General features: G+C 35.1%; 17 protein-coding genes. 15 read left to right on the top strand and 2 right to left on the bottom strand.

All coding sequences use genetic code 11. The features are described from left to right. Positions 1-118: 118 nt before the first annotated feature. Entirely contained in the window at positions 119-763 is a 645-nt protein-coding gene (locus ACQKP0_RS17790; protein ID WP_427407167.1) for a Bax inhibitor-1/YccA family protein, read from the bottom strand. 80 nt (positions 764-843) lie between these two features. Then, positions 844-1,758: a ribonuclease HIII gene (rnhC, locus tag ACQKP0_RS17795; RefSeq protein WP_427407168.1), complete on the bottom strand. Its 915-nt coding sequence runs from the start codon at positions 1,756-1,758 to the stop codon at positions 844-846. 142 nt (positions 1,759-1,900) lie between these two features. Here rnhC and zapA point away from each other — a divergent pair, with 142 nt between their 5' ends. From zapA to uvrC, 15 genes are all read left to right on the top strand, one after another. After that, complete coding sequence (gene zapA / locus ACQKP0_RS17800) at positions 1,901-2,155, top strand: cell division protein ZapA (RefSeq protein ID WP_427407169.1); 255 nt, start codon at positions 1,901-1,903, stop codon at positions 2,153-2,155. 4 nt (positions 2,156-2,159) lie between these two features. After that, positions 2,160-2,699, top strand: coding sequence for a CvpA family protein (locus ACQKP0_RS17805; protein ID WP_427407170.1), 540 nt, complete (start codon positions 2,160-2,162; stop codon positions 2,697-2,699). Positions 2,700-2,875: 176 nt separating this feature from the next. Further along, positions 2,876-4,591 (top strand): DNA polymerase/3'-5' exonuclease PolX, encoded by a 1,716-nt coding sequence (polX, locus tag ACQKP0_RS17810; protein ID WP_427407171.1) that lies wholly within the window; start codon positions 2,876-2,878, stop codon positions 4,589-4,591. 24 nt (positions 4,592-4,615) lie between these two features. After that, on the top strand, positions 4,616-6,970 hold the full coding sequence (locus tag ACQKP0_RS17815; RefSeq protein WP_427407172.1) for an endonuclease MutS2: 2,355 nt from the start codon (positions 4,616-4,618) through the stop codon (positions 6,968-6,970). Between the two features lie 55 nt (positions 6,971-7,025). Beyond that, positions 7,026-7,433, top strand: a complete 408-nt coding sequence (locus tag ACQKP0_RS17820) for a DUF350 domain-containing protein (protein WP_427407192.1) — start codon at positions 7,026-7,028, stop codon at positions 7,431-7,433. A gap of 318 nt (positions 7,434-7,751) precedes the next feature. After that, positions 7,752-9,449, top strand: a complete 1,698-nt coding sequence (locus ACQKP0_RS17825; RefSeq protein WP_427407173.1) for an AMP-binding protein — start codon at positions 7,752-7,754, stop codon at positions 9,447-9,449. A 205-nt stretch (positions 9,450-9,654) separates the two neighbouring features. Beyond that, positions 9,655-10,239 carry a TetR/AcrR family transcriptional regulator gene (locus ACQKP0_RS17830; RefSeq protein WP_427407174.1) on the top strand — a complete coding sequence of 195 codons (585 nt, stop codon included), beginning with the start codon at positions 9,655-9,657 and terminating at the stop codon, positions 10,237-10,239. A gap of 33 nt (positions 10,240-10,272) precedes the next feature. After that, complete coding sequence (locus ACQKP0_RS17835; RefSeq protein WP_427407175.1) at positions 10,273-11,046, top strand: enoyl-CoA hydratase; 774 nt, start codon at positions 10,273-10,275, stop codon at positions 11,044-11,046. A 135-nt stretch (positions 11,047-11,181) separates the two neighbouring features. Further along, complete coding sequence (locus ACQKP0_RS17840; protein ID WP_427407176.1) at positions 11,182-11,955, top strand: electron transfer flavoprotein subunit beta/FixA family protein; 774 nt, start codon at positions 11,182-11,184, stop codon at positions 11,953-11,955. A gap of 121 nt (positions 11,956-12,076) precedes the next feature. Next, positions 12,077-13,057 carry an electron transfer flavoprotein subunit alpha/FixB family protein gene (locus ACQKP0_RS17845; protein ID WP_427407177.1) on the top strand — a complete coding sequence of 327 codons (981 nt, stop codon included), beginning with the start codon at positions 12,077-12,079 and terminating at the stop codon, positions 13,055-13,057. A gap of 132 nt (positions 13,058-13,189) precedes the next feature. After that, entirely contained in the window at positions 13,190-15,583 is a 2,394-nt protein-coding gene (locus ACQKP0_RS17850) for a penicillin acylase family protein (protein ID WP_427407178.1), read from the top strand. A gap of 151 nt (positions 15,584-15,734) precedes the next feature. Then, positions 15,735-16,550 (top strand): cytochrome c oxidase assembly protein, encoded by an 816-nt coding sequence (locus ACQKP0_RS17855; protein ID WP_427407179.1) that lies wholly within the window; start codon positions 15,735-15,737, stop codon positions 16,548-16,550. Between the two features lie 54 nt (positions 16,551-16,604). Further along, entirely contained in the window at positions 16,605-18,800 is a 2,196-nt protein-coding gene (locus ACQKP0_RS17860) for a heavy metal translocating P-type ATPase (RefSeq protein WP_427407180.1), read from the top strand. 398 nt (positions 18,801-19,198) lie between these two features. After that, the gene (gene trxA, locus ACQKP0_RS17865) at positions 19,199-19,513 is read left to right on the top strand and encodes a thioredoxin (RefSeq protein ID WP_427407181.1); all 315 of its coding nucleotides are present in this window, start codon (positions 19,199-19,201) and stop codon (positions 19,511-19,513) included. Between the two features lie 83 nt (positions 19,514-19,596). Further along, a complete protein-coding gene (gene uvrC / locus ACQKP0_RS17870) occupies positions 19,597-21,369 on the top strand; it encodes an excinuclease ABC subunit UvrC (protein WP_427407182.1) in 1,773 nt (590 codons plus the stop codon). Positions 21,370-21,568: the final 199 nt, after the last annotated feature.

Genomic DNA, 21,568 nt, shown 5'->3' on the forward strand with positions numbered 1-21,568 from the left:
TCTTCTCCCTACGATAAGTCAACATCGACTCGTCCCTCGCCGTGTCTCCTTTATCTCAGTCGAAGACTACGAAATCCGTACGCCGATGAGCAAGTCGCTTGCGCTTTTCTTATAATAACTAATCTCTACTAATAAATCCGAAAAATCTTAAAAGATTCAAGAATAAATTAATAAAGTCTAAATAAAGATTAAGTGCTAAAAGTGGAATTGCTTCTTCCGTAAAATCAATATTTTTCATACGGTTAAAGTCATACATAATATAAAGTGAGAATACGACAGTACCGATAATAGATGCTACAAATAAAGCTGTTGATGAAAAAGGTGAAAAGAGGTTAATTACCCCGATCACAATAAGTGCAAGTAAAGCAGTCATTAAAAATCCGCTTAAAAATGATAAATCCTTTTTTGTAGTTGTCCCGATAAAGCTCATAACTGCAAATATGACAAGAGTTGCTGTAAATGCAGACAATACAACCTGTCCGCCAGATGCTGCTAAATAATGAGCAATAATTGGATAGGTTGTGATTCCTGAAATAAAGGTAAATGCGTAAAGGAATCCGTAACCGACACTTTTTCGTTTGCGTGCAAAAAATGCGGCTAATAACATAACAAATTCAATAATAATTAATGGCATAAATAATACTGGAGGGACCTGTGTCCCAATTAGCATTCCTAATACTGCTACGAGTAATGATAGAGCAAATGCTTTTAACACGGATCCCATAAGATCACGTTTACTAGTCGTACTATAAACTTCATTCATCATTTCTCATCCCCTTTTTTTCCTTATATTATCATATATTCTCCTTAGATGTTAGTGGCATATTTTCGTTATTATTAATATTATATTAATTTTTTGGCTTTTTCAGTATTTGCAAAATGAACTTTTGCATATTTATATAATGCTGCTTCTCCTTTTTGTTTAATCAATTTCGCAGCAGCTTGGTCGACTTGATGGCCTGCTCCTTTGGGCAGAGTAAATTCCGCCTCGTTACTAAGATCATCAAATGATTTAACAAAAGCATATCTCGCTAAAATAGACGCAGCTGCTACTGCAATATGTACACTTTCACCTTTCGTGCTGAAAAACACGTTTTCTTTAACGATTTCAGCTTGACCTTTTAAATGACGATAATAGGTGTCTGCTTCTACAAATTGATCAATGAGAATGGCTTCGGGTGTTTCAGGTGTTATTTTTTTCAAAAGATTATTTAAAGCTTGGTTATGCAGGAGTGCCTTCATTTTTCCTTGTGTCATTCCTGAGGCTTGTAATTTATTATATTTTTCATTACGTAATAATAGTAAACTGTATGGAATAACATGGAGTAAATCTTTAGCGATTTTGATAATTTGTATATCCGAAAGGTCCTTTGAATCCTTAACTCCAAGTTCTTTTAACAATGGAATTTGCTCTTTTTTGACATAGGCACTGACAACGGTAATAGGACCAAAATAATCACCTGTACCAACCTCATCAGAGCCGATTAAAGACATTCTTGAAATATTAGGCGGTAATGGACTTCCAGATGTTTTTCTCTTTGCCGGTGGATCGGAAGGCTTTCCCCACTTCATTGCTTCTTCAGCATGCATTTTTCCTTGAAACATCACTTTACCTGATCGGTACGCTGTTATGGAGCAGCTGTTATGTTTTGCGGCAAACACTGCTCCTGGCGGAATTTTTTCAAGTAGTGAGTCAGCATAATGCTTCTTCATAGAATGAATTAAATCTGATGAAACTTGTATAACTGTATTAGACATCATCATACCTCCAAAAAGTGATCAATTTAGCATTTTGGTTAATAACTTTAGTCATTCGTTAATGGCGGACGAATTCTTCCCAACCCTGTTTATTCATGCTATTATATAATATAGGATTTTGATAATGAGGGGGCAAAATAGATTGACAGACAAAAATCGGACTAAGGTCGAAATATATGGTCAGCAATATACCATTATTGGGACGGATCCGGCAAGCCATATTCACCTGGTTGCCTCATTAGTTGATAAGAAAATGCATGAAATGAGGTCAATGAATGCTTCATTAGATACTAATAATCTTGCCGTTTTAACTGCTGTAAACGCAGTACATGACTATCTAATATTAAAGGAGCAATTTGAGCTTCTAGAGAAACAACTACAACATTTAAAGGAATGAAATCATGGTTAACTTAGTGATTCTATTAATCTTAGTAATTGGTTTTTTTGTTGGATTGAAGAGAGGATTTATTCTTCAATTAATCCACATAATTGGTTTTACCATTGCTTTTATTGTAGCATATATGTACTTTAAAGATTTAGCACCGCATTTAAAATTATGGATTCCATACCCTGCATTTGATGAAAATAAATCACTTTCCATGCTATTGGATGGCTTAAACCTTGAATCGGCATATTATCGAGCTATTGCATTTGCTATGATTTTCTTTGGAGTGAAAATCATCTTACATATTGTCGGTTCTGCACTTGATTTCGTAGCACGTTTACCAGTTCTTAAACAATTGAATGTATGGGCCGGTGGAATACTAGGATTTTTAGAAGTATACCTTATTGTATTTATCGTGCTTTATATCGGCGCTTTGCTGCCAATCGAATCCATTCAAAATGCGATTGACCATTCTTTTATAGCTAAGGGAATGATAAAAAATACACCTATTTTTTCTAAACAACTTGAAAACTGGTGGATTAATAATATTTCATAAAAACTTCTCTTTAAAGGGAGGTTTTTTTCTTGATAACTATGTTTATAGCTATTATTAAAATTACTGTGTATATGTGGTTAGTGTAAGCTTATCGTATGTCTTTTATTAATATTTTTGCTAGTATATATTTAAAATAGACATTTTAAACACTTTCTATTGTAGGAAGGGGACTGTACATGAAAATAAACAAAAAGGATGTTATTCGATTATTAGAACAAATCGCCATTTATATGGAGCTTAAAGGCGAAAATGTTTTTAAAATATCAGCTTTTCGTAAAGCAGCTGCAGCGCTGGAGTCAGATAAACGAAGTTTAAATGAGATAAAGGATTTTACTTCAATTAGTGGAATAGGAAAAGGAACAGCTGATGTCATTACAGAATTTATTGAAACAGGAATATCTACAGTTTTAAAAAATTTGCAAGAAGAGGTACCAAAAGGTCTGATCCCCTTATTACAAATACAAGGTCTTGGTGGAAAGAAGATAGCAAAACTATATCAAGAGTTGAGTATTACGGATGTAGATTCCTTAAAAGCAGCTTGTGAAGAAGGACTAGTTCGGGCTCTAAAAGGATTTGGAGAAAAAACCGAAGCGAAAATATTAGATGCAATAAATGCATTCAGTACAAAGCCAACGAGATTCCCACTTGCGTATATGTTAAAGTATATAGAAATTTTTGACGATATTTTAATGAACATGGATGGTGTTATTCAGTATTCTCGAGCTGGAAGCTTAAGGAGGATGCAGGAAACCCTTAAGGACTTGGACTATGTAATCGCTACAAACGAACCGAAAAAGGTAAAAGAAAAACTTCTGCGACTATATGAGACGAAAGAAGCCATTGCAAGCGGTGATACTAAGGTATCTATCACGATATCAGGTGTTTATGATATTAATGTTGACTTTCGACTTGTAGGTCCTAACGAATTTGCGACCACATTACATCATTTTACTGGCTCAAAACATCATAATGTCAGGATGAGGCAGATCGCAAAAAAACGTGGAGAAAAGATTAGTGAATACGGCGTTGAAAACCTTGAAACAGGTGAAATTTTTACGTTTAATAATGAAGAGGATTTTTATCACCATTTTAATTTACCGTATATCCCCCCTGAAATTCGAGAAGATGGTAATGAAGTAGATGAGTATAATGCTGATATGGAGTTAATCACTATTAATGATATAAAAGGTGATCTCCATATGCATTCAACATGGTCTGATGGTGCACATTCCCTTGAAGAAATGATTAATGCGTGTAGGAAAAAGGGATATAAATATATGGCGATTACTGACCATTCGAAATATTTGAAGGTAGCAAACGGTCTAACCGAAGAGCGATTAAGAGAACAAAAAGAAGAAATCAAACGATTAAATGAAAAATACGATGACATAGTGATATTATCGGGAATTGAAATGGACATTCTTCCAGATGGGACACTTGATTATGATGATGAATTATTAGCGGAAATGGATATTGTTATTGCATCTATCCATTCAAATTTTAATCAATCTAAAACAAAGATTATGGAACGTTTGAAATCTGCATTAACAAATCCTCATGTTGATATTATCGCCCATCCTACTGGCCGATTAATTGGAAGCAGGCAAGGTTATGACGTCGATATTGATTTGTTAATAGAGCTGGCAAAAGAAACGAATACAGTTCTTGAATTAAATGCGAATCCGAATCGACTAGATTTAATGGCTGATTATGTCCGTAAAGCTCAAGCTCATGGTGTTAAAATAGTCATTAATACTGATGCACATAGCATCGAAAATTTAAAATATATGGAATACGGTGTCGGGACTGCAAGAAAGGGCTGGATTCGAAAAGATATGGTCCTAAATGCGATGGATTCAGAACAGTTATTAGCATTTTTAAAACGAAAGTGATATTTAGGAGGCTTGCAACTTAAAATGCAAGAAAAAATATTAAAAACATTAGAATATAATAAGATTAAAGAATTATTGCTTGAGCATGCATCTTCAACACTCGGTGAAGATAAGATTAATCATCTAGTCCCATCTTCTTCTTTTGAAGAAGTATTGGGAATGCAAGCGGAAACAGATGAAGCGGTACATGTGTTACGTCTAAAAGGAACGGCACCATTAAGCGGCATTTACGATATTCGCCCTCATATTAAAAGAGCTTTAATTGGAGGGGTATTAAATCCGCATGAATTAGTTCAAACAGCAAATACGATTCATGCTGCACGTACGATGAAAAGATTTGTCGAGGATCTTCTGGAAAATAGTGTAGAAATCCCTATTTTAGAAGAGAAAGCAGCACAAATTGTTGTTCTAACACCACTTGAACATAAAATTAAAAATGCGATCGATGAAAATGGAGAAATTCTTGATGGTGCAAGTGAAGCGTTAAGACAAATTCGTCAAAAATTGCGTTCAAATGAAAGTAGGATAAGGGAAAAACTAGAAAGCATAATTCGCTCGCGAAATGCAGCAAAAATGTTATCTGATGCGATTGTTACAATAAGAAATGATCGTTATGTTATTCCAGTGAAGCAAGAATATCGGTCGAACTATGGAGGAATTGTCCATGACCAATCTTCTTCGGGACAAACTCTTTTTATAGAACCTCAATCAGTTGTGGAATTAAATAATCAGCTACGAGAATTGCATATGAAGGAGCAGCAGGAAATTGAACGGATCTTAAGCGAATTATCTGCTGATGTTGCGGAGGTGGGTGAGGATCTAGCGGTCATTGTTTCAGTAATGGGTGAGTTTGATTTTATTTTTGCTAAAGCTAGCTTCGGTAAAACAATTAAAGCGACAAAGCCGATTATGAACAATAAAGGAATCATCCAATTAAATAAAGCTAGACATCCACTTTTACCAATCGATAAAGCAGTACCAAATGATATCGGATTAGGTAAAGATTATACATCCATCGTCATTACTGGACCGAACACAGGTGGAAAAACCATCACACTTAAAACGTTAGGAATTTGTACACTCATGGCCCAATCTGGTTTACAAATTCCAGCTCTAGATGGATCTGAAGTTGCTGTATTTAAAGAGGTGTTTGCTGATATTGGTGATGAGCAATCCATTGAACAAAGCCTCAGTACTTTTTCTTCGCATATGGTGAATATAGTTGAAATATTAAAACAGGTCGACCATGAAAGCTTAGTATTATTCGATGAGCTTGGTGCCGGCACTGATCCGCAGGAAGGTGCGGCATTAGCAATATCAATATTGGATGAGGTATACCAAAGAGGGGCAAAAGTAGTTGCAACAACTCATTATCCAGAATTAAAAGCGTATGGCTATAATCGAGATGGGGTTATCAATGCGAGTGTTGAATTTAATGTAGAAACCCTTAGTCCTACCTATAAGCTGCTTATCGGTGTACCCGGTAGAAGTAATGCCTTCGAAATATCAAAGCGATTAGGACTTCCTGAATATGTGATCCAACATGCAAAATCACATATTGGTACAGAATCTAACCAAGTAGAGAATATGATTGCTTCATTAGAAAAAAGTAAGAGAGATGCTGAAAGGGAACGTTTTGAGGCATTGGATTATAGGAAAGAGGCAGAGAAGCTTCATAAAGACTTACAAAAACAGATGATTGAATTCTACGAGCAACGTGACAAAATGTATGAGAAGGCAGAAGAAAAGGCAGCTAAAGTAGTTGAAGAAGCAAAAGAAGAAGCAGACGAAATTATTCGTGAGCTACGTAAAATGCGTCTTAATAATCATGCGGCAATTAAAGAACATGAGCTCATTGAGGCTAGAAAACGATTAAATGATGCGGTTCCAAACCTTGAAAAAACAACTGTGAAAAAGTCAGCTAACAAAAAGCATCAATTTATGCCTGGAGACGAAGTAAAAGTGATAAGTTTTAATCAAAAAGGTCATTTAATCGAAAAAATAGACGGTGGTCAGTGGCAGGTTCAAATGGGGATTATGAAGATGAAGGTGAAGGAGTCGGATTTAGAATTTATCCAATCACAGAAAAAAGTTGAAACAAAGCCTCTTGCTACTGTAAAAGGAAAAGATTATCATGTTGGTCTAGAGCTTGATTTACGAGGAGAAAGGTATGAGAATGCGCTTCTTAAGGTAGAAAAGTATATTGATGACGCGTTGCTCGCTGGATATCCTCGAGTTTCCATTATTCATGGAAAAGGAACTGGTGCACTTCGTCAAGGAGTTCAAGATTATTTGAAACATCATCGCTCAGTAAAACGTATTAGATTAGGTGAAGCTGGTGAGGGAGGAAGCGGAATAACCGTTGTCGAATTTAAGTAGGCAGCTGCCTTATTTGTGACTAATTCATGTGATAAAAGGAGTTCTGTGAGTAATGATGAATCAATTTTGGGAGAATCCCTTTGTTCAAACGGCGGGGTACTACAGTGTTGTCATACTATGTATGATTGTTTTTTTGGTAGTTTTTGAAATCGTTACTAAATACAAAAATTGGGAAGAAATCAAAAAAGGAAATATGGCAGTTGCAATGGCAACTGGCGGAAAAATCTTCGGAATCGCTAATATCTTTAGATACTCGATTCAGCATCATAATACACTTTTTGTTATGGTCGGCTGGGGATTTTACGGATTTCTATTATTGTTAATCGGTTATTTTATTTATGAATTTTTAACACCGAAATTTAAAATCGATGTCGAAATTGAAAATGATAATCGTGCAGTTGGCTTCATATCCATGGTGATTTCAGTCGGATTATCATTTGTAATCGGAGAAAGTATTTCTTGATGGAAGGATTTAGGTGAGGTAATTATATGGAAACATTAGCAAAGGTTTTACTCGCGGTATGTGCGTGTTTCTTAATAGTGGGAATCATTTATTTAGTAGTATCATAAAAAGGGGAAGGGACTGTTGTCTTGACAGTCCTTTTTTCTACGTCAACCATCCAGTCAAAAACCTTTCATTGAACATATACTTTTATAGAATGACCCTAGCTTTCCTTCTATTTGTTACTTTCTATACTTTTCAAATTGTAACAATGTATGTAATGGTCTATAATAAATAGAAGAAGTTTAAATTTTCTAACTCTATTTTAGGAGGGGACATATGGTAAATAAACCTTGGTTGTTACAGTATCCTGATGAAATACCGGGAACGATATCGTATGAGGAAAAACCAGTACATTCCTATTTAACTGAAGCTGCCAAGAAATACTCAAAAAATATTGCCGTACATTTTATGGGCAAAGAATTAACTTACCAAGAAATTTATGAATCCGCATTAAAGTTTGGGAATTATTTAAAGAAATTAGGCATTAAAAAAGGTGACAGGGTTGCAATCATGCTTCCAAACGGTCCACAATCTGTAATTGGTTACTTTGGCATACTATATGCAGGTGCAATCGTTGTGCAAACAAATCCACTTTACACGGAAAGGGAACTGGAATATCAGATGGATGATTCTGGTGCAAAGGTGATCTTAACTCTTGATTTATTATTCCCGAGAGTGTCAAAGGTAATGGAAAAAACAAATTTAGAACATATAATTGTAACCGCTGTCAAAGATTATTTACCTTTTCCGAAAAATCTTATCTATCCATTTATCCAAAAAAAACAATCAGGCATCGTTGTAAATGTCTCACATGAAGGAAATCACCATTTATTAAAGAGAATCCTTGCTGAAACAAAAGCTATACCTTTGGAAAATGAGTTTAACTTTGAAGAGGACGTCGCATTACTTCAATATACAGGTGGTACAACCGGTTTTCCAAAAGGTGTGATGCTAACACATAAAAACCTTATTGTAAATGCATCTATGTGTGATGCTTGGATTTATAAAGCAAAAAAGGGAGAAGAAATTATACTTGGTTTATTACCTTTTTTCCATGTTTATGGGATGACTGCGGTTTTACTTTTATCTGTCATGCAAGGATATAAAATGATATTACTGCCAAAATTTGATGCAGAAACGACTTTGAAAACGATACAAAAACAGAGTCCAACCCTATTTCCAGGTGCTCCGACGATCTATATTGGTTTACTAAATCATCCGGATATTCAAAAATATGATTTAACATCTATTGAAGCATGTATTAGTGGTTCTGCCGCTTTACCAGTAGAAATTCAACAAAAATTTGAAGAAATCACAGGTGGCAAGCTTGTTGAGGGATATGGTTTAACTGAATCTTCACCTGTAACACATGCAAATTTTATTTGGGACTCTGAACGTGTAAAGGGAAGTATTGGGGTTCCATGGCCAGATACAGATGCTGCGATCATGTCCCTTGAAGATAGTTTTCCCTTGCCAAGTGGTGAAATAGGAGAGCTTGCTGTCAAAGGACCGCAAGTGATGAAAGGATATTGGAATCGTCCGGAAGAAACAGAACAAGTACTAAAAGATGGCTGGTTATATACAGGGGATTTAGGTTATATGGATGAAAAAGGATACTTTTACATTGTAGACCGCAAAAAAGATATGATTATTGCTGGAGGTTATAATATCTATCCTCGTGAAATTGAAGAAGTACTTTATGAGCATCCTGATATTCAAGAAGTCGTTGTTGCTGGAGTACCTGATCCATATCGTGGAGAAACGGTAAAAGCCTATATTGTCCTTAAGGAAAATGCATCAGTAACTGAAGAAGAATTAAATGTATTTTCTAGGAAATATTTAGCGGCATACAAAGTACCAAGGCTTTATGAATTTAGGAAGGAATTACCGAAAACTGCAGTTGGAAAAATTTTAAGACGATCATTAATTGAGGAAGAACGCAAAAAGCTCGAAAATAATGAAAAATTAGGGTAAACTAATTTTACAGAGCCAAGCGTGGCTCTTCATTTTTTACACAAAATCTTGACATAGTAATTCATTCACTTTATTATAAAGATATGAATGAATAGTCATTCATTTTTTATAAAGGATTAGCGAGTGTGTTGATTTTAAATGTCAAGGATGATTATCTTTAACCTCCACCTCTCGCTTTTATATTTCGAAAGGTGATGGTTTTTTTTTGAAAACAAATAAACCGAAATACAAACAAATTATTGATGCAGCAGTCATTGTTATCGCTGAAAATGGCTATCATCAAGCACAAGTTTCAAAGATTGCGAAACAAGCAGGTGTTGCCGATGGGACAATCTATTTATATTTTAAAAACAAGGAAGATATCCTTATTTCATTGTTTCATGAAAAAATGGGAATGTTTATTGAAAAAATTGATGAAGAAATAGCAGGAAAACAAACAGCTGCAGAGAAATTATTAGTGATGGTGAAAAGTCATTTTAAAATTTTGTCTGACGATCACCAACTTGCCATCGTTACCCAATTAGAGTTACGTCAATCGAATAAAGAACTTCGAATGAAAATTAATGAAGTATTGAAAGGTTATTTAAAACTAATCGATTCAATTATTGATCATGGTATAAAAAATGGTGAATTTAAAGAAGACATTGAGGTTCGTTTAGTTCGTCAAATGATTTTTGGAACAATTGATGAAACGGTGACTACATGGGTAATGAATGAAGAAAGATATGATTTAGTTAGTCTGGCTCCTTCCGTCCAACAATTATTAATAAACGGTTTTGGTGCACACTAAACAATATTTAGGCATTAAGCAAGGGGGATTGAAATGGAGTACCTAAAAGTTATGCGAGAAAATCAGGTGGCCCTGGTTACTATTAATAGACCACCTGCTAACGCTTTAGGATCCGCATTGTTAGATGAATTATCTGGACTGCTTCATCAAATGGAAACCGACCAGGACGTTCGAGTGATTGTCCTTCACGGTGAAGGTCGTTTCTTTTCTGCAGGTGCAGATATAAAAGAGTTTACTACGATCCAATCAAGCGATGATTTTGGTAGTTTAGGAGAAAAGGGGCAAACCCTTTTTGAGAAAATGGAAAGGTTCCCTAAACCAATTATTGCTGCGATACATGGAGCAGCCCTTGGCGGGGGATTAGAATTGGCAATGGCCTGTCATATTCGTTTAGTCACGTATAAAACGAAATTAGGGTTGCCAGAACTTCAATTAGGATTAGTTCCTGGCTTTGCAGGGACACAACGGCTGCCAAGATATGTTGGAGCAGCAAAAGCTGCTGAAATGCTATTTACAAGTGAGCCGCTGTCTGGAAAAGAAGCGGTAGAATGGGGCCTTGCAAATCATGTCTATGAAGAGGAAGATTTATTGGATAAAGCTAAGGAGTTAGCTGGAAAAATTGCTAAAAAGAGCCCTGTTTCTATTAAAGCAGCAATTGAATTATTAAACTATGGAAAAACGAATCAGTTTTATGAAGGCGTAAAACGTGAAGCAGAGCTATTTGCAGAGGTTTTTGCGTCAAAGGATGGACAAGAAGGCATACAGGCATTTATAGAAAAGCGGGAACCACAATTTAAAGGTGAATAAAAGGTTTAATCCCTATTATTTAAACATAGATTTTCAAAGAAGAGTCATATCTATTTGAAGTTCTATGAATCTAAAATAAATATTCAAAATCTTTAAAACTGGTAAAATGTTTTTTAAATCCTAGGAGGGACTGTCATGAATATCTTCGTACTATTAAAAAGAACATTTGATACTGAGGAAAAAATTACGATCTCAAATGGATCGATAAATGAGGATGGAGCAGAATTTATTATCAATCCGTATGATGAATATGCTGTTGAAGAGGCAATCCAAATCCGTGATGAGCATGGTGGTGAAGTAACAGTCGTTTCAGTTGGTAATGAAGAAGCTGAAAAGCAGCTCCGCACTGCCCTTGCAATGGGAGCTGATAAGGCGGTGCTAATCAATACTGAAGATGATCTAGAATATGCAGATCAATATTCTACAGCAAAAATTTTATCTGAATATTTAAAGGATAAAGAGGCGGAATTAATCATTGGCGGGAATGTAGCTATTGATGGTGGATCTGGTCAAGTAGGACCACGTGTAGCTGATCTTTTAGGAATTCCGTATGTTACGACAATCACAAAATTAGATATTTCCGGTGAAAATGTTACAGTTGTCCGCGATGTTGAAGGTGATTCTGAAGTGATTGAAACGAAATTACCTTTACTCGTTACAGCACAACAAGGCCTTAATGAGCCTCGCTACCCATCATTACCTGGAATTATGAAGGCAAAGAAAAAGCCTTTAGATGAACTTGAATTAGATGATCTTGATCTTGATGAAGACGATGTAGAAGCAAAAACAAAAACAATTGAAGTTTATCATCCACCGAAAAAAGAAGCGGGAAGAATTCTTGAAGGTGAGCTGGGAGACCAAGTGAAAGAACTAGTTAATCTTCTCCATAAAGAAGCGAAGGTCGTTTAATTAGGCTCTTTTCAAAGCTTTTGTGTTTTATTATCGAAAACAGCCTATATTCAGAAATGAGTTTACGAGTGTTAGAAATAATGAAAACTTCATTCATGTTCACATACAGGAGGGAATGTAAATGGCAAGAAAAGTTTTAGTACTAGGAGAAGTTCGTGACGGATCACTTCGAAACGTATCTTTTGAAGCAGTTGCAGCAGGAAAAACAATGGCTGAAGGCGGAGAAGTGGTTGGTGTTTTACTTGGCAATAATGTAAACGCTTTAGCACAAGAACTCATTCATTTCGGTGCAGATCGAGTGGTAGTTGTTGAAGATGAAAAATTACATCAATATTCTTCTGATGGTTATTCTCAAGCCTTTATGGAGGTTGTTGATAATGAAAATCCTGAAGGCATTGTATTTGGACACACAGCACTTGGAAAAGACTTGTCACCTAAAATTGCAAGTAAATTAGAAACGGGCCTTGTTTCAGATGTAACAAATGTTGAGGTTGAAGGAGGTAATCTAGTATTTACTAGACCAATCTATTCTGGTAAAGCATTTGAAAAGAGAATAGTTACAGATGGTATTATTTTTGCTTCAATTCGTCCGAATAATATAACTCCACTGGAAAAGGATGAAACAAAAACTGGTGAAGTAAGTTCAATTTCTGTAGAAATTAAGGATCTTCGTACAATTATAAAAGAAGTTGTTCGAAAGACTAGTGAAGGTGTAGATTTGTCAGAGGCTAAAGTTGTCATTGCTGGCGGTCGTGGTGTAAAAAGTGCTGACGGATTTGAACCATTAAAAGAGTTGGCAAATGTATTAGGCGGGGCAGTAGGTGCATCACGTGGAGCGTGTGATGCAGATTATTGCGATTACTCATTACAAATCGGTCAAACCGGTAAAGTTGTTACCCCAGATCTTTACATTGCATGTGGAATATCTGGAGCGATTCAACATTTAGCTGGAATGTCCAATTCAAAAGTAATCGTAGCAATTAATAAAGATCCAGAAGCAAATATTTTTAAAGTAGCAGATTACGGAATTGTAGGGGATTTGTTCGAAGTTGTCCCAATGCTGACAGAAGAATTTAAAAAATTAAAAGTAGCAAGTTCATAAGTAAGTTCTTAATCGTAATATACAGCCGGAGAAAAAGTTCACTTTTCTCCGGTTTTATAATTTCACTATTCAAAAAGTAAACGGACTCTCTTCGTATATTAACGAATAATTTATATAAAGGGGGAAAGCTGGATGGAAGTAATTATAGAACAGAAAAGAAAGACGAAAAAATGGAAAAAGCCTTTAATCTGGACGTTAATTATTTTAGCGCTACTCATTATAGCTGCGATTATTTTTGCTAACTTTTACAGCTTACGATCATTGCCAAAAACAACAGGTCAAGTTTATTTAAAAGGGGTCAATAAACCTGTTGATGTTACAAGAGATGAAAAAGGGGTCCCTCATATTAAAGCGCAAAGCCTGCATGATTTATTTTTTGCCCAAGGATATGTCGTCGCACAGGACCGTCTTTTTCAAATGGATTTAAGCAGGAGGCAAGCTTCTGGACAATTAAGTGAGGTTATTGGTGAAGCAACAGTAAACAATGACAAATTTTTTCGGACCCTTGGATTAAGAAGAGCGGCTGAAAGCTCCTATTCAATATACGATAGTGAAAGTAAAAATGCATTAAAATGGTTTGCTGATGGTGTGAACGCATATATGAAAGAAGCAATTGCAGACAAAAAGTTACCCATTGAATTTACTTTATTAAATTATCAACCAAACCCTTGGACACCAATAGACTCTTTAACAATCGGAAAATATATGGCTTTTGATCTTGGAGGACACTGGGAGGCTCAAGCATTTAATTATTGGGCTTTAAAAAATTTACCTGAGGAAAAAGCAAAGGATTTGTTACCAAAATATCCAAAGGATGCTCCTTTGATCATATCACAGCTTAATGACACAAATATTAATATTGAAAAAAGCTTTGCAGAAGCGATTAGTCCTCCTGAGTTTAATGGAAGTAATAATTGGGTTGTAAGTGGAGATAAAAGTGAATCCGGTAAACCGCTTTTAGCTGATGACCCACACCTTTCTTTGGCTACTCCATCGATTTGGTATCAAATGCATTTACAAGCCGAAGATATCAATGTAAGCGGAGTAATCTTTGCTGGAATACCTGGTATCATACTTGGGGCAAATGAGCATATTGCATGGGGAGTGACAAATACTGGTCCAGATGTACAGGATTTATATATTGAAAAACGCAATCCAAAAAACTCTACTCAATTTTTATATAATGACAAGTGGTATGATGCAAGTGTCGTTGATGAACCTATAAAAGTAAAAGGAAAGAAAACGATACCTTATAAAGTGACAATTACAAAACACGGTCCAGTTATTTCTGAATTTGCTTATAAAAACAAGGATAATACAGTGTTTTCGATGCAATGGACAGCTTTAGAGGCATCTAAAGAACTCGAGGCTGTACTTAATATGAATAAGGCGACCAATTGGAATGAATTCGAAAGCGCTTTAAAAGATTTCCATACACCTACACAAAACTTTGTATTTGCATCAAATGATGGCACAATTGCTTATAAGGCGAATGGAAAAATTCCGATTCGAAAAAAAGGTGACGGACTATTACCAGTTCCTGGGTGGACTGATGAATATGGCTGGAAGGGGTATATTCCATATGACGAACTTCCTAAAACTATTAATCCGAAGGAAGGATTTATATCGAGTGCTAATAATAAGGTAATTGATGACAGCTATCCATATCATATCAGTCATGTATGGACACAACCTTATCGCCAAATGCGGATTCAGGAAGTTTTAAAAGAAAAAGATAAATTATCAGTAAAAGACATGCAAGAATTACAGATGGATCAAACCAATCTTTATGCACGAGAATTTGTTCCATTACTATTAAATGTGTTAAATGATGCAAAACTTTCTGATATGGAGAAAGAAGCGTTAAATGAGCTGAAAAATTGGGATTTTACAGATGACAAAGATAAAGCGGCACCACTTATCTTTCATCTCTGGATGAAGGAAATACCGAAAATTTTGTTCGAGGGTACCATTCCTAATAAAGTGTTGGAGATATTTGAAGGAAAACAACAAGTAGTTGACAACATATTAAGGGATGCGTTGAAGGATAATGAGGGACCTTGGGTAAAAGAAAAAGGTGGAGTAAAAACGGTTTTGTCAGTTTCACTTAACCATGTTCTAGAAAAATTAAGTAAGCAATATGGCAGCAACCCAACAAAATGGAAATGGGGAAAATATCATCAACTATATTTTGCTCACCCTATTTCAGGAGTCTCTGATATTTTAAAATTCTTTTTTAATAATGAAAAGCCAGTAGCTATAGGTGGAAGTCAAGTAACTGTACAGGCAGCATCTTATAAAGAAAATGGAATTGTCGACCACGGAGCATCATGGAGGTTTGTTATTGATACGAATGATATGCAGACAGGATACCATATTGTAGGACCTGGTCAATCAGGAAATTTCCGTAGCAAATGGTATCATGATCAGATCGTAGATTGGGTAGATGGAAACTATCATAAAACTACATTAAACGAAAGTGCTTTGAAAGGAGATAAGTTAACACTGTTACCAAAGAATAAGTAATAAACAGAACCGGCTAAATATTGATATTAGCCGGTTCTTTTTTTTTATCAATTCCTTGTCATGTCACCATAGATTTATAAATAAAATAAAATTGAAGCAAGGTTTTTTCATCTAACCTCTCACCTCTAACAATGAAAAAAGGAGTGGTATCTTGCCATATTATATAATCCTTGCAAATCGTTTAGATTGGAATTTCCCTCTTCTTGTAGTTTCCCTCCTTCTTTTATGTTTTTATTATTTCTTCATTTATTATAGGAAAAGCAGTGGTAAGCATTCTTTACTATTTATCATCGGAATGTGTCTATTTTACTTATTAGCTGGGAGCCCCATAGCGGAAATAAGCCACATCTCGTTTACAACACATATGTTCCAAATAAGCATGCTTTATTTTATTATTCCTCCGCTGCTCCTGTTCGGCATCCCTAAGGACCTATTTCGATTTTTGTTTATGAAGAAAATAAAATTAGATCCGATTATTATTATGATCATCTTTGCATTCTTCTTATATATTTATCATACACCAGCATTTTTAGAGTTTGTTACAACACAAAAAAGCTATCATACCTTGTTTACATGGTTCCTGTTTATTTTATCAATTTTCATGTGGATTCCATTGATATCATCAAAAATCAATCAAAATGTCTGTTTTGAAAAAAGCTTGATGAAATTAAATGTATGGTTCATAACTCCCGCATGTCTTTTGTTTCTTTTCTTGCCTTTTCAATCAGTTAATCCGATGTTATTACAAATGTTGAATCTATGCTTTCCTCCTACCGAAACCACAAAATTAATTCAGCCATTAATCAATATACAACTCGATCAACAATTAGCAGGGATCATCATGTTCTTTATGCATAAAGTGGGTTTAGCTATGACAACTATACTTGATCAAGTTATACATAACAGAGAGCGTTCATTTGGTTATTCCTGCAGTGTCGACTTCTTTTTTATACAAAAATTGCAATGAAGTTCTAGTCCAAGTTTACAAAAATACACTATTAAAAACGATGGAATAAAGCTGGTGAAAATAGTGATCGAAACGATGCAGATTGATATTAAAGGGATGCATTGTAGTGCATGTTCCACTAGGATAGAAAAGATTGTTTCGAAAATGGAGGGTGTTCACAAGATTAATGTAAATTTAGCAACAGAAAAGGGGAGGGTTTTGTTTGATCCCAATCTAACGAGTAAGCTCATTATCTTGAATCGAATAAAGAAAATTGGCTATGAAGCGATTGTATCTCGAAATAACTATAATTTAACCGATTCAAAAAGGAAAGATATGAATATTCTTACATGGAAATTTTTAATATCATTAATTCTTGCACTTCCATTAATTTGGACGATGTTGGCTCATTTCAATTTATTTTACATATCTGTTCCGAATTTATTTTTACAACCATGGTTCCAACTTGCCTTGGCTACTCCAGTACAATTTATCATCGCTTACCCCTTTTATGAAGGTGCTTGGAGTGCATTGAAAAATCGAAGTGCAAATATGGATGTGCTTGTTGTCTTAAGTACCTCTGCAGCATACTTTTATAGCCATTATTTAACTTTTTCTTCAGCAGAACCAACTGTGCTTCATTATGAAACGAGTGTACTCATTATTACCTTTGTCTTGTTAGGTAAACTGATGGAAGCTAAGACAAAAAGAAAAACGATAGATGCAATAAAAAAGCTTAACCAATTACAAGTAAAATCCGCAACGAAATATATGGATGGTATAGAATCTGAAACATTCATTCATCAAATAGTACCAGGGGATATTTTATTAGTGAAGCCAGGAGAAAAAATCCCAATAGATGGGCAGGTGATTGAAGGATTTTCATCGGTTAATGAATCTATGCTTACTGGTGAAAGTTTGCCTGTTGAAAAAAACATTGGAAATACTGTTTACTCTGGTACGATTAATGAAAACGGATTGTTAAAAATAAAAGCAACTAAAAAAGAATCTGAAACTTTCTTATCTAAAATTATTGGAATAGTTGAAGAAGCACAAATATCTAAACCACCTATACAACATATTGCAGATAAATTCACAGCAATATTTGTGCCTATTGTTATTGTCATTGCTGCAGCTACTTTCGTTTTATGGTATTTATACTTAAGTCCTGGACATGTAAATGAAGCTTTAGAAAAAACAATTGCCGTATTGATTATATCTTGTCCATGTGCATTAGGTCTTGCTACACCAACTTCGATTATGGTCGGAAGCGGCAAAGCTGCACAATTAGGCATTCTTTTTAAAGAAGGGAAAATGATTGAACTTCTTGCTAAAAATAATATGGTTGTATTAGATAAAACGGGGACTATTACGAAAGGGGAACCAGTAGTAACGGATATATTTGTGCGAAATCTTGAAGAAAAATTATTTATGCAATTGATTGGTGCAATTGAAAAAAATACTAATCATCCTATTGCGAAGGCTATAATAAAAGAAGTAGAAAAAAAAGTGGATACTATACCAACTTTAGCAAATGTTAATACGATTCCGGGACATGGGATAAAGGCATTTGCCGATGGTAAGCAAATAATCATTGCAAATCCTAGCTTCTTTAATAAGCAAACCAAGATCGTATTATCGGAAGTTCAAAAAAAGGTAAATGAGTTGGAACAGGAAGGGAAGACGGTCGTTCTAGTCTCAATTGACCATCATATTCATGGAATTATTGCAGTAGCAGACGAAATTAAAGAATCGTCTGGAAAAGCAATAACTAGATTAAAAAACATGGGATTAACAGTCATAATGCTTTCGGGAGATAATATAAATTCTGCAACATCAATTGCTAATCGGACAGGCATTAATCATGTAAAGGCCGAGGTAACCCCTGAAATGAAAGCAGAATGGATAAAAAAATATCAAAACAAAGGAAAACAAGTAATAATGGTAGGTGATGGCATCAATGATGCACCTGCTCTAACCGTAGCAAACATTGGGATAGCAATGGGCAATGGATCCGACATAGCGGTTGATTCTGGAGATATTACCTTATTGAACGGTGATTTGAATAGAATAGCTGATTCAATCATTATAAGTAAAAAAACGATGAGGAATGTTAAACAAAATTTTTTATGGGCATTCATATATAATATTATAAGTATACCGTTGGCGATAACTGGTTTTTTGCCACCGTGGTTTGCAAGTGCAACAATGGCGTTTAGTTCAGTTTCCGTTGTATTAAACTCCCTAAGATTAAAGAACATTCGGTTATAAGAAAAGCAGGTGGAACTCGGTTAGCCTTGGGGAAAGATGTTACTCGTTTTTGACCTCGAGGAGACAGACGGCTTGCACTAGACTAGTCAACGTATAAATCAACTCAGGAAACTAATGAATATCTAAGAATGATAAGGGAAGTTTAAAACTGAAACAAATCATTAGCTTCTCTTAATAATCGATGTTATACTTGCGTTAGCATTAGTTTTAAGAGGTTGTTCAAAAAGTCCGGGAAAAATAGTTGTCGAATTTCTTCGTCAGCTTGCTGCTCAGCTCCTCACGTATTAAAAGCATACGCTTCGGTGCTCGCAGGCTTCGCTTCCTCGAACTTCTCGGCTCTTTTTGTCCTCCTTTTTGAACAAGCATTTTAATAGTTATATTTAGGAGGTCATGAATAAATGGCAATTACTCATGCAACTGATCAAAATTTCACTTCAGAAACTTCTGAAGGACTAGTTTTAATAGACTTTTGGGCAACTTGGTGTGGACCATGTAAAATGATTGCACCAGTTCTAGAAGAATTAGATAGTGAAATGGGCGATAAAGTTAAAATTGTAAAAGTTGATGTGGATGAAAATCAAGAAACAGCTAGCAAATATGGCGTAATGAGCATCCCAACACTAATTTTAATGAAAGATGGTCAAGAAATAGATAAAGTTATTGGTTATCAACCTAAAGAAGCTTTAGTTGAGTTAGTAAATAAACACTTATAATAAATACTACATCCGAGTCCAAATGACTCGGATTTTTTAAAATCTTAGGATATAACACCTAACCTCCAGAAAGGTAGAAAGGTATGAATGATACAATCAAGAATAAATTAGCTCTCCTGCCTGATCATCCAGGCTGTTATTTGATGAAAGATAGGCAAGGAACGATCATTTATGTTGGGAAAGCGAAAATTTTAAAAAATCGGGTTCGTTCATATTTCACGGGCTCCCATGATGGGAAAACACAAAGACTTGTAAGTGAAATTGAAGATTTTGAATATATTGTCACATCCTCAAATATCGAAGCACTCATCTTAGAATTGAATTTAATCAAGAAGCACGATCCAAAATACAATGTTATGTTAAAGGATGATAAAAGCTACCCTTATATCAAGCTTACGCATGAGCGTCATCCGAAGTTAATAACGACACGTAAGGTAAAAAAGGATAAAGGGAAATACTTCGGTCCCTATCCAAATGTTCAGGCCGCAAACGAAACGAAAAAGCTATTGGATCGAATCTATCCACTTAGAAAATGTTCAACATTACCAGATCGAGTTTGTTTATATTATCATTTAGGACAATGCTTAGCACCATGTGTAAATGAAGTGAACGAAGAAACGTATAAAGAAATAGTAGATGATATTACAAGATTTTTAAATGGCGGGTATAAAGATATTAAACAAGAGCTTTCGAAAAAAATGGAAGATGCAGCAGAAAATTTAGAATTTGAAAGAGCTCAAGAATACCGAGATCAAATTCTTAACATAGAAGCAACAATGGAAAAACAAAAAATAACAATGACTGATTTGGCTGATCGAGATGTATTTGGCTATTCAGTTGATAAAGGCTGGATGTGTGTACAAGTCTTTTTTATTCGTCAAGGTAAGCTCATTGAACGTGATGTTTCAATGTTTCCTATATATAATGAACCAGAAGAAGAATTTTTAACTTTTCTAGGACAATTTTATTTAAAACCAAATCACTTTAAACCGAAGGAAGTATTAATTCCGGAAGCTGTAGACTCTACTCTAGCTGAACAATTACTGGAAACAAAAATCATTCAGCCTAAAATAGGACAAAAAAAAGAATTAATCAAGCTAGCTGAAAAAAATGCGACCATAGCTTTAACAGAAAAGTTTGCATTAATTGAACGGGATGAAGAAAGGACAATTAATGCTGTTGAAAGCCTAGGTGAGGCAATGGGGATTTATACACCTCATCGTATTGAGGCATTCGATAACTCAAATATTCAAGGTACTAATCCAGTATCCGCGATGGTTGTTTTTATTGATGGAAAACCAGATAAAAAGGAGTATCGTAAATATAAAATAAAGACGGTTAAAGGTCCAGATGACTATGAATCTATGAGAGAAGTAGTAAGAAGAAGATACAGTAGAGCATTACGAGAAGAACTTCCTCTGCCTGATTTAATTATAATAGACGGTGGTAAAGGGCAAATCGAAGCAGCAAGGGATATTTTAGAAAATGAACTAGGCTTATCAATTCCGATAGCAGGATTAGCAAAAGACGAAAAACATAAAACCTCTCAATTGCTTGCAGGTAATCCTTTAGAAGTTGTTCCTTTAGGAAGGACTAGCCAAGAGTTTTATTTATTGCAAAGGATCCAAGATGAGGTACACAGATTTGCCATTACATTTCATCGTCAGCTTAGAGGTAAAACCGCCTTTCAGTCTATTTTAGATGATATTGCGGGAATTGGTCCGAAGCGAAAAAAACTTCTTCTTCGTCACTTTGGATCGATGAAGAATATGAAAGAAGCCTCTATTGACGACTTTGTTAAGCTGGGAATTCCTCAAGCCGCAGCGGAAGCATTAAAAGAAAAATTAGAGGATTAAAGTTTTGTTCGTAAATTTTGATATTTTGGAATAGAAAATTTAATGAACTAGCATACAACTATAGGAATAATTTTCTCACGAAATGATGCCCTAAGTTCTTTCTTTAAGGCTGTTTTCGTAAAGTTTGTTGCTATTATAGTGATATTTTATTAACAATCTGAGTTGATTGTAGCGGAGGGCACTTGACTCCTGCGGGAAA

This window comes from Heyndrickxia sp. NPDC080065 (genome assembly GCF_050281185.1).
Classification (GTDB): Bacteria; Bacillota; Bacilli; order Bacillales; family Bacillaceae_C; genus Heyndrickxia.